Origin of the sequence: Nonlabens dokdonensis DSW-6, assembly GCF_000332115.1 — a bacterium.
Lineage (GTDB): Bacteria > Bacteroidota > Bacteroidia > Flavobacteriales > Flavobacteriaceae > Nonlabens > Nonlabens dokdonensis.
Map to the genome: position 1 here is coordinate 146,938 of NC_020156.1, position 17,264 is coordinate 164,201.

3 protein-coding genes are annotated in these 17,264 nt (G+C 33.7%); all 3 read right to left on the minus strand.

Going from position 1 to position 17,264, the window contains the following annotated elements; translation table 11 throughout:
- Positions 1-3: 3 nt before the first annotated feature.
- Positions 4-309 (minus strand): helix-turn-helix domain-containing protein, encoded by a 306-nt coding sequence (locus DDD_RS18295; protein WP_322785956.1) that lies wholly within the window; start codon positions 307-309, stop codon positions 4-6.
- A 158-nt stretch (positions 310-467) separates the two neighbouring features.
- A complete protein-coding gene (locus tag DDD_RS00735; protein ID WP_015360779.1) occupies positions 468-2,069 on the minus strand; it encodes an MBL fold metallo-hydrolase in 1,602 nt (533 codons plus the stop codon).
- 356 nt (positions 2,070-2,425) lie between these two features.
- The gene (locus DDD_RS18185; RefSeq protein WP_015360780.1) at positions 2,426-17,233 is read right to left on the minus strand and encodes a non-ribosomal peptide synthetase; all 14,808 of its coding nucleotides are present in this window, start codon (positions 17,231-17,233) and stop codon (positions 2,426-2,428) included.
- Positions 17,234-17,264 lie beyond the last annotated feature (31 nt).

The window sequence follows — 17,264 nt, forward strand, 5'->3', positions numbered from 1 at the left end:
ATTTCATAAACGATTAGGATAAACATTCATAATCTTAGCAGCTTTATTTACAGGCATTTCATTTTCTATAAGCAACATACTAAAGGTTTCAAAAAGCAAGGTAAAACCGCTTTGAGCTCTTGCCCAAGGAACTTGTTGGGTCTGGACTTTCCCATCTTTTTGCTTAACTCCAGGAACCTTGGCATGTAAATAACAGTGGTTCTGAAAAAAATTAAGATGTTGCCAGGAGCGCTCTATTGTATCATGCGCAGTGTATAAATCACCATCTACACCTTTAAACTTATATCCTTTGGTAAAACTTAAATGAATATCTAACCGTCAATGTTCTTTATCAAAACTGATGGAACTTATTGACCATGGCTCTTGTAAACCTAAGGCTATCGAAAAAAATTCTTGAGAATTTGTCAGAATCCAAATCTACTTTCTTTTAACCACCTACTCAAATCAACATAGAGCCGATTATTTTCTTAATATTCTATTGTCTTCTCTCCAAAAAGCCTTTCCGCATCTATACCTATTTCAATACATTTTTTAACCAACTTATTTGATTCAATAATTGGCTTAGATTCGTCAGTATATTTTATAGAACTAATAAACTCCAACCAAGGTTCCAATCCCATTGCATAAACAAAAGCATTTTTTGGATTAAAGATTTTTATTAAACTCATTCCTTGGTCATAGTCACACCCAGCAAGTCTTCTTGATTGATCTTTAGATCTTTCTAACTTATTATACATCAAAGGGCCATATAGCCAAGATAGTGGTGCCCCATCACATTCCATTCCTAAAAAAATAACATCTACATCTCCCAAAATTTCATGAACTCTTTCATAAATTTTAGGCTCAATATTGCATGAATCTGCAACAAACAGAACATTCAAATTGTTATTTAAAGAAACATGAAAAGCAGCTTTTGATCGTACATCTATATCACTATGTTCTCCTAGAAAAGGAATCGCGGTAATACAACAGTTATCTACATTAATAGATTGCATATCATCTAATTCAATGATATTATTAAATCCAATAACATTAAACATTAATTTAAGACTCGGGTCTTGTAAATTCCCTTTACTACCACTTGGAACGATTATGTTTTTTATACAATGTCTCAATTGCAATAATGTTTCTAATAATACATGATCTTGATGATTATGCGTTATCAAAACATAATCTATCGTTTCAGGAAGATCGTTAATTGTATATCTTTTAACGTCAGTTTCATATCCATCATAACTTAAAACTGGATCTACCAAAATAGAAATTTCATTTGTTTCTAATAAGACACAGGCATGACCAAAATACCTCGTTCTAATTCCTTTTCCTTTGTATTTTCTATTTTCACTTGGAGCTTCTTTAGTGAAAAAACTTTGAAATAGAGATTCTTGTTCTGGGCTAATATTAAATGCTTCTTTTATTTCTGTATAATCTGCTGGTATTCTTTTCATTTTAAATAAATCATCAATTATCCCATTTTTAAAAGGCATATCTAAATGAATTAAATTTTCATCATTAAGCCTAGGAGTACTAAAAACAAAAGAACGAGAATTATCTGATTCAACTAATTGTAACGAAATAGATTGTGCGGATTCATCATAATACTCCGTATTGTATAGTAGTGATTCGAAAAATCTGAAATTCGGTCTATTATTCAAGTCGTAATACAATTCAATCAATCCTTTTAATTCATTAGGTACTTTGGAATACAGGGTATTGAGTGAATGACCATCTGCTTCATTTTGAAGCAATTTATTAACCTGAGAAATTGCTTTAGTAAAATTCAACATTTTTTCTCTCTTCTTCTTTGTCATTTCTAGTAATTCAGAGATTTCTTCAATCCTTTCTCCTGAGTAATCAATAAAAGGCCCTCCTAGCATTTTAGGGTTGTTAGCCGCAGCTTTGTGTATTTGTGGATACTTAATATATGACTCCATAATTCCTATGTGTCTACCTTTAATATTTAGTGCAGCAGTTGCAGGAGATACTAGATGAGACCAAGCATACCACCTATCAATAAGGGCTTCTAATGCCACGTTTAATTTTAAATAAACTCTATTGTTATCTTTCATTTATATTTTTTATCAAATTAATAGTTATTAATAAATTCTCTTTGATTTATATTGGCATTCACTATTCTGACTTTAGTTTTTTTACTCTGCGACCTGTTGAGCCTTTAATAAAATTCGTTAAAACTCCAACCTAAATTTTTTCCCCTCACCCAAGAGTATCTTGTTCTTATTTTCTCTTTCTGTATATTCAGCTATATGCACATTGTAATTAACTGGAAAATAGCTTTTAAGAAGTATATTTTCAACTAATAAAAGAAAAAGCAATTATTTTCATCGAAAATTATATTAATAAATTTTATAATTGTGGCATGTTATAATTTTCAAACTAATTTCATGAATTACTTATTATCAAATTTTTATCTTTTGATATGTTTAAGAATATAATTACCAATTTCTTTATGTTTTAAGTCCAAAATATTTCCATGACTACAACCCTCTAATTGTACAACATCTATTTTAGAATTAACTGCTAAGTCTACAAAATTATATTTATTTTTTTTGTTAAGGTAATTAAACGCATTTCTGTACTCCTCAGTTTCTGAAAATTCTGAATCCAATAAATCAACTTTAAACAAAGTTACTTTTGAATTTTCTAAAAATTGAGATGTTAATGATCTTGAAATAGCTAATTCTGCATCTATGCAAGAAGCTATATTTTTCAAATATTCTTTATTTTCATTCTCGTCGTTTTTAAGTTCCTCTACAAGTTTCTGCTTTATTATTTCAATATTCTTTGAATGAAATTCTAATAAAAAATTATCTTTAAAAAATGTATCTAATAAAATTACATTCACATTTTTAAATCCCCTCATTTCTAGGATCACGGCCATTTCTAGTGCCAACAATCCTCCCATTGAGTATGATAATAAATTAATTGTTTCTTTTAATTTATACTGCTGTTCATATTTTGTCAAATAGTAGTTGGCTAGTTCACTTAAAAAATAAATCTTAGGAGAAAACTCCAAATTATAATTCTCTACTCCTATACAATTATAGCTCTCCTTTAATATTTCTGCTAAACTTAAATACGGTTCACTTCCTGCTCCTGCTGGATGTATAAAAATCATATTTTCTAAATCATTTCTATGATTTAAATAAAATGGTTTTATCAAATTTATTTTTTCTGATTTCCCTTGGAGAATTAACCTCTCTTGTGCCTCTAAATAAGCGGTATCTTCTCTTACATTTATTAATTCACCTTCTATTAATGATTCATAATAGTTATTCAAACTATTCATCAAAACAGTACTACTCCAACCCTTTCCAATACTATGATGTTCTGTTTTTAATATTGTATATAAAGTCTCTGATTGCTTAATTATATGTATTCGGATTAACGTCGGTTGTGTCAAATCAAAATCAATTAACTTGTCTTCTTGTTGAATTGACGATATATAAGCATTCTTTGATTTTTTTTGGACCAAATCACTAATATCATGAAATTTATATGAGAATTTCCCCTTATTATATATAATCTGAATTGGATTTTCCTCCCAATTAAATGATGACCTCAATATAGGATACTGATCAATACAATACTCCCAAGCTTTAAGATACTTAGGTATATCTAATACTCCATTGTAATCATTTAGCATTTGAACCCGGTAAGTATCATCTTTTGGTGAATTAATGGAATGATAAATAAAACCTTTTTGTAAACTATTGGCTGGGTAAATAGCGGATATTGACAACTCGTTAGAAAACGCTGCTTCTTGTAAGTTATCCAGTAACCTCTCATTAACCATTATATCCTTATCCTTAAAATCACTTGATGTATAAACCTTACCTCTAACCGCCAACACCCCTTCACAGTGTCCAATTATAGCTAATAAAGACTCTTTAAAACTAACCCCTAACCTATCTGTTATTGCTTCCCCAAACTTGCTTACAATACTAAAACCTAACTTACCCGATCGAACTGCTCCATTAATATTAATTAAATTATGATCCGAATTCTCTAAAGACCTCTGCAAACCACTATTTTCTGTAATAATTTGCCAATATTTTTTCTCTTCTCTGTTTTCAAATTGACCTAAATAATTAAAAGTTATTAGTGGTAAATCATTGTGACCATAATTAGTAGTATCACTAACTGCAAATGAGCCAAAGCCTACACCTTTATTGGGTATTTTTCTTAATTTTTCTTTAACTTGTTTTATACTTTGTCCTATATCATCTTCTGCAAGATTTAATTTTACTGGAAACATTGTAGTAAACCATCCGACTATATGACTATGATCTATAGTATCATTATCTATAACCTCTCGTCCATGACCCTCTAAAGTAATACTATGAGCAGTATTTCCTGTAATATCCTTTAAAGCATAACCTAATGCTGTCAAAAGCAAATCATTAATCTCTGTATGATAAGCTCCCCCTATTTGTTGTAGTAACTTAATCGTAGACAACTCATCTAACTCAAATAAAAATTGGCTTTCAGTTGAAAATTCATCTAGGGCTGATAAGCTAGAATCCTCTAAAAGATTAGATTCCCAATAAGAGGACTCTTCTGGATATAATGCTACATAATCAGAAGCTCTAGAAACCCATTGACGATAACTACTTTGTTTCTCTGGCAAACTAACTCCTGAGTATAACAATGCAATATCCTCTGTTAAAATACGCCAACTAACTCCATCCACAATCATATGATGCAAGGCAAAAAATATACGACAACTACCATCGCTATAACCTTCTAAATAACCCACCTGAAATAATGGTCCATTAAATAAATCAAAACCTGATTGCCAATCTGTAAGCTCTTCCTCAATATCATTTGCTGTTAAGTCTTTAACATCTAAAATTTTTAACGCTGGTATAGATATGTTAGACTGATATTTTTGAACCCATGTGCCTGTATCTAGATTCTTAATATAACAAATTCGCAATACATCATGATATGATACTAACTCTTTGATAACTGATTCTAAATTATTCAAGTCTAGTTTTGGAACCTTAATTAAAAAACTTTGATTCCAATGGTGAACTGCTTTAATATCACCTGAATTTACTCTATACACAAACCAATCTTGTATAGGTAATAAATCAAATACCCCTGTTAACAGACCTTGATCCACCTTTATTTCACTATTATCTTGCACTGTGCTTAAATAAGTGGATAGCTTAGATATTGTTCTATGATCAAATATATCTCGAACTTGACATGGTAATCCTATTCCTCGAATACGACTCAATACCTGGATACTCAATATAGAATCACCCCCTATCCTGAAAAAGTCATCGGTAACCCCTACCCGGTCCAACCCTAGTACTTCCTCCCAAATACCGCACAAGGCTTTCTCCATTTCCGTCCCAGGAGCCACATATACATCATCCTGTGATCCAAACTCGGCATCCGGCAAGGCTTTCTTATCAAGCTTCCCATTGATCGTCAATGGAAAACTATCCATCTTGACCAAACTACTGGGCACCATATATTCCGGTAGTACATTCGATAGTTCACCCAAGATAGATTCCTCCGATAAATCACTATCCACTCCATCTAAAACATAATACCCTACCAGATACTTACTGGTCCCTGATTCCGTTTCGCGCTCTTTGGTCAGAACACAACTCTGTGAAACCTGTTCAATGCTAGTTAAGGCATGCTCTATCTCCCCTAACTCTATCCGATAACCACGTATCTTGACCTGATCATCATTTCTCCCTATATATTCCAAATTACCATCGGGTAACCAGCGTACCAAATCCCCGGTCCTATATAATCTCGTATATCCCTTCTCTTTGTCTTTTTCCGTAGCAAACGGGTTGTCCACAAAACGTTCCTTCGTTAAATCCTCTCTGTTCAAATATCCCCTAGATAACCCTGCGCCTCCGATATATAACTCACCTATAACTCCCACCGGGACTGGGTGAAATGAACTGTCTAATACGTAAGCTCGAGTATTGTCTATAGGACTTCCTATATTTACTTCTTGGTTGATATTAGTTTCATAAAATGTTACATCTATAGATGCCTCTGTTGGGCCATAAAGATTATGTAACTTTAAATCTTTATTCTTTGAATTGGTATATACATTTATAACAGTTTGCTTTGACAAAGCCTCCCCACTACAAAACACTTGTCTTAATGAATTATTAAATGGTAATTCTTCTTTTAATACATAATAGTTATAAGCATCTAACATACTTGGAACAAAATGAAGTGTTGTTACGTTTTGATGCTTTATTAAGTTGTATAAATACTCACTATCCTTATGCCCTTCTGGTTTTGCCATTATAATTTTAGCCCCATACCAATTAGCCCATAAAAGTTCCCATACTGATACATCAAAAACATAAGGAGTCTTTTGTAAAACAATATCTTTTGAATTTAATGGATATTTAGTTTGCATCCACCTTAATCGATTTACTATCCCTGAATGTGTAATCATGACCCCCTTGGGTTTACCTGTAGTACCCGAGGTATAGATCACATAGGCCAAATCATTTGGACTACTATGACCGGATAAGTTAGAGCCATCCTCTTGCTGGTATAAGGCTTCCGTTAAATCTATATAAACTACACGGTCTTGCGGTAAGCTAGTACCCTTGTCTTTGAATACCTCGCGTTGGCTCAGTACCAATTCTGACTTTGTATCTTCCAGGATATAATCGATCCTATCCTGTGGATAACCAGGGTCCATCGGTACATAGGCTCCTCCAGCCTTCAATACACCCAATATACCAATGACCATCTCCAAACCCCTGTCCAGACACAAGGCTATAAGCGTATCTGGTCCTAACTCTTCCCCCGTTCTTCCTTGGTAACCTGCCCGTAGATGCCTGGCCAATTGATTGGAACGTTCATTAAGTTCTTTATAGGTAAGTTCCGACCCCTCATAAACCAAAGCGATATTATCCGGACTCTTCTCTACCTGCTCCTCGAACATCCCATAAATAGTCCTATCACTAGGGTAATCCACATCAGTGGCGTTCCAACTATGAACTATCTGATCGTACTCCTCTGAATTCAATAGACCGATGCCATTGTAGGGTTCATTTGGTGCAGATACTAACTCTGTGAGTAAATGAACATAATGGGCTACTAATCGTTCTATAGTATCATTATTAAACAAACTCGTGGCATAACTTATACTCCCTACTAACTCTTCACCCCCATCATCTATGAAAATAGACATATCGAACTTCTCTATCTCATCAGCTTGCTCTAATTCAAATACTTTGAAATAGTTATTAGTCCCCGATGCAGTATCTACTGATCCAAAACTCTGAACTCCGAACAACACCTGAAAAACAGGATGCCTTGAACTATCCCGCTCGACTCCCAAATCGTCTACCAACCTCTCAAATGGTAAATCCTGATAGGACTGTGCCTCTAACTGATCTTTATGAACATTAACTATTAGATCCTTATAATTCTGTCTTTTCTTTAAAATAGATCTGTTTACCTGTGTATTGACAAAGAATCCTATCAAATCCCCAGTTTGTGCATAATGCCTATTGGCGGTAATACTTCCTGTAACTATATCTTGTTGACCTGTATACTTGCTCAGCAAAACATTAACACTACTTAGCATAACACTATTCAAGGTAACTCCGTAATCCTGCGCCAGTGACCGCAACTTCTTGCTCAACTCCTTATCCAATACAAAATTCTCACTGGCCCCGCTATAATCTATTTCACTAGGACGTAAACAATCTATCGGAAATTCCAATGGCTCGTAACCCGATAACTTCTTTCTCCAATAAGCCAATTGATCATCTAAAACATCTTCGGTTAAATAGGAACGTTGCCACATAGCATAATCCTTGTACTGGATATTTAATGGCGGAAGATTAAACCCTTTGTCATTTTGGATATAAGCGTCATAGTAAGCATACAGCTCTCTTTGAAAAACATCCATGGACCATCCATCACCCGCTATATGATGAACATTAATCAATAATAAAGTCTTACCTGATCTAACCGTACCTAAAGGTGCTATTCTATATAATTGAACTCTAATTGGATATTCCTTGCTCAATTCAAAAGGACGATTAATTGCTTCTTTTATCAAAGACTCATAATCATCATCCTCCGTTAAAGAAAACTCCGCTATCTCCAATGGTAAATCTTGAACAACTTGAACCCCTGTACTCGAAGAATTATCTTGAACAATAAAACTCCTTAATACTTCATGTCTCGATACAACTTGAGCCAATCCATACTTTATACCCAATATATCTGTACTAGATTCCAACTCTAAAACTACTGGTATGTGATATGCATTGGTACCCCCTGAATACTGCTCTATAAACCATAGACGCTCCTGGGAAAAAGATAGAGTAGACGAATCTGATTCTATTCGTGGTATTACGACCTGAGAAGATCCTACATTATGAATCAATAACTCTGAAATTCTTGGATACTTAAAAATATCGGAACTCTTTATATCTCTATCTAAATACGCTCCCATACGATGGGTCAACTTAATACTCAATATAGAATCACCCCCTATTCTAAAGAAATTATCAGTAACCCCTACCCGGTCCAACCCTAGTACTTCCTCCCAAATACCGCACAAGGCTTTCTCCGTTTCCGTCCCAGGGGCCACATATACATCATCCTGTGATCCAAACTCGGCATCCAGCAAGGCTTTCTTATCAAGCTTCCCATTGATCGTCAATGGAAAACTATCCATCTCAACCCATAATTGAGGAACCATATAATCAGGTAATCTTGATTCTAGTTCATTGATAAACTTGTTTTTTACATCATGTATTAAATATTTATCTTCAATATGTACTTCAGACTTCGTTGTAAGTTGCTGATTATAAATATCAATAGCAATGGCATAAATATCATACAGTTGTGTGTTTTCCAAATCAGGACTTTGTTCAACTACAACATTAAAACCTTTATCTGTCAATAATTGTTGAACATAAGACACTCCTTTTTGGGGATCATCGTGTACTTCTAAAACGATTTGTTTGATTTTCCTCCAATCTTTTCCTTTAATTCCCTCTAGTACATCTATCTCTGCCTTTTCAACATCAATCTTCAACAAATCAATTATTTCAATACCCTCATCTTCTATAACTTGAGAAATAGTCCTTAGTTTACATTTATATTCTTCAGTCGTTAACATATCTTGTAAAATCTCTTCAATATTTGCATCGTCTTTCAGACCATTTTCTTCACTATTGACTATAAATTGTTTTACTGTTTTTACTACATTTTCTTTTTCTACGTACCGACTCGATAATATCGTAGAATTAGGATAATGTGTAAAAATAACTTCTTCTTCTTTATTAGATAATCCGTAGTTAAAAACTTTGAAGTTACTTTGAGTTCCATACAGCTCCGTGTTTAACTTTAAAACTTCGTAAGTTGGAGGTATAGGCTCAAATGAATATAATTTTATGTCCTTAGCTGCAAAATTTGCAAATACAGAAAATACACCTAAGTTTGCACCTACATCAATAATACAACCTCCACGAGGTATTTTTATTTTATTCCTTAGATAGGTTTTGTCTGTGAAAATCTCTTTATACAAAAAATCCATCTCGGATTTATTGTATCCGTACAAACCTATACCATTTGGCATTGTAAACAAGTTCACTTTATCCTTATATCCTCTTTTTTTGTGATTTGAAATTCTTTTAAGCGTAGGATATTTCATTTCATCCAAAACATAATATCCTACTAAATACTTTTTCACTTCACTATCGGTAGTATCTTCTTTAGCAAGCACACAAGATTGTAAAACACCTTCAATACCAGACAAAACAGATTCGATCTCGCCTAGTTCGATACGATATCCACGTATCTTGACCTGATCATCATTTCTCCCTATATATTCCAAATTACCATCGGGTAACCAGCGTACCAAATCCCCGGTCCTATATAATCTCGTATATCCCTTCTCTTTGTCTTTTTCCGTAGCAAACGGGTTGTCCACAAAACGTTCCCTCGTTAAATCCTCTCTGTTCAAATATCCCCTTGACAATCCTGCTCCACCTAAATACAACTCTCCTATAACTCCAATTGGAACTGGATTCATCCCTTGATCTAAAACATGTAATTGAGTGTTATTTATAGGTTTGCCTATATAAACATCTTTTTCTGAATTAGTCTCATAGAATGTAACGTCAATAGAAGCTTCTGTAGGACCATAAAGGTTATGTAATTTAAACTCTTTAATATTTGAATTATTATACGTATTTATCACCGTTTGTTTTGATAAAGCTTCCCCACTACTAAATACTTTTTTTAATGAACTATTAAATGTTAATTTATTTTCTGATAAATAGTAATTATAAGCCTCTAACATACTAGGAACAAAGTGAAGCGTTGTTACTTTATTCTGTTTAATTAATTCATATAAATACACACTATCCTTGTGTCCTTCTGGTTTTGCAATTATAATTTTAGCTCCATACCAATTAGCCCATAGAATCTCCCATACTGATACATCAAAAACATAAGGAGTCTTTTGTATAACAACATCTTCTGAATTTAATGGATACACTGACTGCATCCATTCTATACGATTAACTATTCCCGAATGATTAATCATCACTCCCTTTGGTTTCCCGGTTGTTCCCGAGGTATAGATCACATATGCCAAATCATTTGGACTACTATGACCTGATAAGTTAGAGTCATCCTCTTGCTGGTATAAGGCTTCCGTTAAATCTATATAAACTACACGGTCTTGCGGTAGAGTCGTATCCTTGTCTTTGAATACCTCGCGTTGGCTCAGTACCAATTCTGACTTTGTATCCTCCAGGATATAATCGATCCTTTCCTGGGGATAACCAGGGTCCATAGGCGCATAAGCCCCGCCAGCCTTCAATACGCCCAATATACCAATGATCATTTCCAAACCCCTGTCCAGACACAAAGCTATAAGCGTATCCGGTCCTAACTCTTCCCCCGTTCTTCCTTGGTAACCTGCCCGTAGATGCCTTGCCAATTGATTGGAACGTTCATTAAGTTCTTTATAGGTAAGTTCCGACCCCTCATAAACCAAAGCGATATTATCCGGACTCTTCTCTACCTGCTCCTCGAACATCCCATAAATAGTCCTATCACTAGGGTAATCCACATCAGTGGCGTTCCAACTATGAACTATCTGATCGTACTCCTCTGAATTCAATAAACTAATGCCACTGTGTAGCTGATCAGGCGTGCTTATAACCTGACCAAGGATCTGTTCTAATCGTACAAGATGACTATTAACCTTCTCTTCTGTTAAATAATCACCATCATACTGTAATTCAATTGTAAGCGCATCACTATATTCATAAGCTTTAATATTCAATGGGTAATCTGACTTCTCTATAGCATCTCGCATACGAGCCTTTGAAATTTCTCTTGAAGACCCTTTAGGGGTAGGGTAATTTTCGAAAACAAATAAACTATGAAATAATCGACCCTCTCCTTTTTGAAGTTTTGACAAATTTGCAAAACTATTTGAATTTAATCCTGTGATCTGTTTTTGAATGTCGTGCAATTGTGATAGAATGCTATTGTCATTATCCCAATTTACAACCAAAGGTAAGGTATTGATAAACAAACCAACACTCTCTTCTATCCCTTCAATTGGTAAATCCCTACCCGATACAGTAGTCCCAACAATACTATGAGGTGAACTACTATACACTTGTAATAATTTATGCCAAATAAACTGAACAATAACATTTATAGTGACCCCTTCTCGTTGACTAAAAGATTTTAATTCTTCATAAACCGATCCCTTAATCTCTATTGCATTAGAACTTGAATTCCCTACTGTTCTATAACTTGTAAGGTCTATGGGATTACTCAATAAAGCGTTAATATCATTCGCGCCCTCAACTTCTGATAAGAGTCCATCCCAGTAATTAGAAACAACAGACTTATGCGTATATATATACTCTTGAGTCTTTAAATAAGCAATATCTTCTTTAACGTCTATCGATTCACCTGCTATTAATGACTCATAATAACCGTTCAGACTCTTCAACAAAACGGGACCACTCCAACCATCTCCAATACTATGATGATCTGTTTTTAATATCGTATATAAAGTCTCTGATTGCTTAATAATATGTAACCTAAAAAGACTTGGCTTGGTTAAATCAAAACCATGCCCCCTATCTAATAATTGGATAGACTTGATCTTTTGATCTCTAGCCTCTTGTTTAACCAATTCACTAATATCATGTAATTCATATTCTAAATGACCTCGACGATAGACAACCTGAATAAGCTCCTCTTCCCAATTAAATGATGTCCTCAAAATAGGATACTCGGCTATACAATACTCCCAAGCCTGTAGATACTTATCGATATCTAATGCATCATGGTAATCATATAATAGTTGTACTCGATACGCATCATCTTCTGGCTGACTTATAGCATGATAGATAAAACCTTGTTGTAAACTACTAGCTGGATAAATACCTGATATACTATTTTGAGTACTACTTGCCCATACTTGTAAATCATCTAATAAAGACTGACTAAGATCAACTGACTCAAAATCACTAGAAGAATAAAGACTTCCTAACTCCTCTAAACTATCTTGACAATGCGCTATGATAGCTATCAAATGATGTTTAAAGCTATTACTAAAGTCTTCTGTTGCCTGAGCTCCTAACTTACTATCTATACGAAACCCTAACCTCCCTTTTTGAACCGCTCCATTGATATTTATAATAGTATGATCCTGATTCAATGGACCTATGGGCATACCACTATCTTCTGAAGTAACAACCTCCCAATCTCTTGCTTCATCTCCAACTTCAAACTGACCTAAGTAATTAAAACTAATGGGTACTAAATCACTAAAACTATAAGGACTCGTTTCTGATACAGCAAACGAACCAAACCCTATACCCTTATTAGGAACACGATGTAAAGTATCCTTTATAAACTGAATACTGCCCCTCAAGCTGTCCTTGAGCTCTAATTTAACAGGAAATATACTTGTAAACCAACCCAATGTATGACTATGGTCTATAGCAGGATCTATTGGCTCCCTTCCATGGCCCTCTAATGTTATCCCTTGGATATCTAATCCGTTGACATCTTTTAAAGCATATCCTAAAGCAGTTAACAATAAATCATTAATCTCTGTATAATAAGCTGTGGATATATCCTGCAATAAAATACGTGTATAAGATTCTTCTAACTCCAAATAAGATGTACTTTGAGAAGAGTCTGAAACTAACTGATTATAATGAGGAAGCCCGTTAAACTGAGACTCCCAATACAACCCCTCTTCTGGGTTAGCTTTAGTGTAATTACGTATACTTGAAACCCACTGTCGATAACTACTGCCTTTTAAACCTAAAGACTCTCCTATGTATAACTTCTTTAAATCATCCGATAGAATACGCCAACTAACTCCATCAACAAGCATATGATGCAAAGCAAAATAAATACGAGCACTATCATCTTCATAGCCGTGTAAATAACCTACCTGAAATAAAGGACCCAACTCTAAATTAAATGAACTTTGCCATTGGGTAAGTGCTAAATGAAGCTCTTCTTTACTTAATAAATTTACATCTAAAGTTCTTAATTCCGGTATTGATATATTAGACTGATAAAACTGTTTCAATTCAAATGAATCTCCTTCCATACGATAGCCTATGCGAAGCATGTCATGATGAGAAACCAAAGACGCTAAAATTGATAATAACTTAGCGGTATCTAATGCTGGAACACGTACTAAAAAACTTTGATTCCAATGATTCGCAGATCCTAATAAATTAACATTAACACGTTCTAAAAACCATTGCTGAATGGGTAATAAATCAAAATCACCCTCCAATACCCCTTGCTCACTTTTTATAAATTCCTTTGAATCCTTAGCTTCTATAAGCAAAATTAACTTTGATATAGTCTTACTCTCAAAAATATCTCTAACATTACAACTGAAGCCCAATTGTCGAATACGACTTGATACCTGAATACTCAATATAGAATCTCCTCCTATCCTGAAAAAATCATCCGTAACCCCTACACGGCCTATACCCAATACTTCCTCCCAAATACCACACAAAACCTTCTCTGTTTCTGTCGTTGGAGCTACATACAAATCATCTGAAACGGTAAATTCTGGAGCTGGTAATCCTTTCTTATCCAACTTTCCATTAATCGTCAATGGAAAACTATCCATCTTAACTAAACTACTAGGAATCATATAATCTGGTAATACTTTCGATAGCGCATCCAAAATAAAAGCCTCCGATACATCACTTTCTAAAACATAATACCCTACTAAATACTTAACAAACCCTAAATCTGTTTCTCGCTCCTTTGCTAAAATACAACTCTGAGTGATTCCTTCAATACTCCTTAAAGCATACTCTATCTCGCCCAACTCAATGCGATACCCTCGTATCTTGACCTGATCATCATTCCTACCAATATATTCTAAATTACCACCAGGTAACCAGCGAACTAAATCCCCTGTCTTATACAATCTTGTATATCCCTTCTCTATGTCTTTTTCTGTAGCAAAAGGATTAGAAACAAAACGCTCTGAAGTTAACTTTTCATTATTCAAATATCCCCTTGACAAACCTGCACCTCCAATATATAATTCTCCTACAACTCCCACTGGAACTGGTTGATCAGCATCATCTAAAATATAAATTTTGGTATTTTGAATACTCGGCTTATTTAATAAATAGGTATTAATAGAAACTAGAGAGGATATAGTCGTTTCTGTTGGACCATATACATTAATAACAATTGGAATATATTTTTTATAGCTTTCGAATACTTCTATAGATAAGTACTCCCCTCCAAATATAGTTCTCTTTACACTTTTTAGTTTTAAGGGATCCAAAGAGGCTAAATAAGAAGGTGTAGCGTTTAAATGAGTAATTACATTATTTTGAACAAAATTTATAAACTTTTCGAAATCTCTAATAGTCTCTTTACTTGGAATAAATAATATTCCTCCTGATAATAAGCACAGATTCATTTGTTCGCAAGAAGCGTCAAATACATAATTTGCAAAAAGCAAAAATCTCTCTAAATTTTCTATCCTATATTTTATCTTTAAATCACAGATTAAGTTAGTCACACTACTATGCTCAACCATTACTCCTTTAGGGTTTCCTGTTGTTCCTGAAGTATAAATTATATAGGCTAAATCATTTGGACTACTATAACTCGGTAACACGGAACCATCTTCATCCTTATATAATGGCTCTGTCAAATCTATATAAACAACCAGTTCTACTGGTAAAGTAGCATCCTTATCTTTTAATATATCTCGCTGACTTAACACCAATTCGGATTTTGTATCCTCTAAAATATAATCAATTCTATCTTGTGGATAACTAGGATCCATTGGAACATAAGCACCCCCTGCCTTCAATACACCTAATATACCAATAATCATCTCCAAACTCCTATCCAAACATAAAACTATAAGTGTATCTGATTTTAAATCAGTACCAGTTCTTTCCTTATAACGGCTTCGTATATGCCTAGCTAACTGATTACTTTTCTTGTTTAATTCACCATAAGTCAACTCCTGATTCTCATAAACCAAAGAGATATTATCTGGAGTCCTTAATACTTGTTCTTCAAATAAATCAATAAGAGTTTTATCATTTGAATATTCCGTATCCGTAGCATTCCAACTATGAATTATCTGATTGTAATCCACTGAATTTAATAAGGAAATTTCTGCATATGGCCTGGCTGGAGTAGTAGTTAGTTCGGTAAGTAAATGAATATAATGGTTAATTAGTTTAGTTATCGTCTCCGATTTAAACAAACTCGTGGCGTAACTAATCTGACCTACGAGCTCTTCTCCACTATCATCTACAAAAACAGATAAATCAAACTTCTCTATCTCATAGGAATCTGATAAATAATAAGGCTTCAAAAAACTTTTAGGTGCTTCTGATACTTTCAATTCACTGCCAAAACTTTGTAACCCAAACGTAACCTGGAAAATAGCATGTCTAGAAGAATCTCGAACAACTCCTAATTCCTCTATTAAATTCTCAAATGGTAAATCTTGGTATAATTGTGCTTCGATCTGATCTTTATGAACATTATCTATCAATGACTCAAAACTCTGTGAGTTATTTAAACGTGTACGATTCACTTGGGTATTAACAAAGAAACCTATCAAATCCTCTATTTGACGATAATGCCTATTTGCTGTTACACTACCAATCACAATATCATCCTGCCCTGTATACTTACCAAATAGTATATTTACACTACTCAATAACACACTATTCAATGTAACTCCTCGTAATCTAGAAAGCTTTCGAAGTTTATCACTCAAATCTTTGCTTAACCTAAACCCTTCAGAAGCACCTTTATAGTCAATAGTTAATGGTCTAGAATAATCTGTTGGAAAATTCAAAGTCTGGTAACCTGATAATTTATCTTTCCAATAGCTTAATTGTTCTTCTAATACTGACCCAATTAAATACTCGCGTTGCCATAAAGCATAATCTTTATATTGTATTTCTAAATCAGGCAACTTAAAGTCCATATCTCCCTTGAAATAAGCTTCATAATAAGCTAATAATTCTCGTTGAAAAATTCCCATAGACCAACCATCACCCGCTATATGATGAAGATTAATTAATAACAATGTTTTCTCTATAGAAGCTATCTTATATAACTTAACTCGTATCGGATATCCTGAACTTAAATCAAAAGGCCGATTTATATCTTTATTGATTTGCTGCTCATAATCAGAATCAATACCTAAGCTTATTTCTTCTATAGACAAAGGAAAATCGCATACCTTTTGAATGCCTCTATTATTTTTATCCTGAGCGAGTGTACTTCGTAAAACTTCATGCCTACTTACAACTTGTTGTAAACTATACTTTATACCCTCCACATCCGCATTGGCTGAAACCTCTAATAATGAAGGTATATGATAAGCATTTGTTCCGCTTTCATAGTGTTCCACAAACCATAAACGATTCTGAGCGTAACTTAATGGAAAATCAACTAAAGTTTTGTTTTTAAAAATTAATGTATTTTTAAATTTTTCTTTTGAAAAAATCTCATTTTCATAAAGAATGGTAATTAATTCATCCTTATTACTTCTTATAAAATCCTTAATTTCTTCGTTTTGATTTTGTTTTAAAATAAATAGTTTTAGGACATTGTCCTCAACCCAAATAGCTTCATTATTTATTTTAAGAGTATTTATAAAATTACTGTATTTTTTCATTTTTTGTTTTTTTGTTTTTTTTGAATTTTAT

Coding starts and splice junctions, on each gene's coding strand:
- DDD_RS00735 (WP_015360779.1), bottom strand. CDS start 2,069: ATGAAAGATAACAATAGAGTTTATTTAAAATTAAACGTGGCATTAGAA.
- DDD_RS18185 (WP_015360780.1), bottom strand. CDS start 17,233: ATGAAAAAATACAGTAATTTTATAAATACTCTTAAAATAAATAATGAA.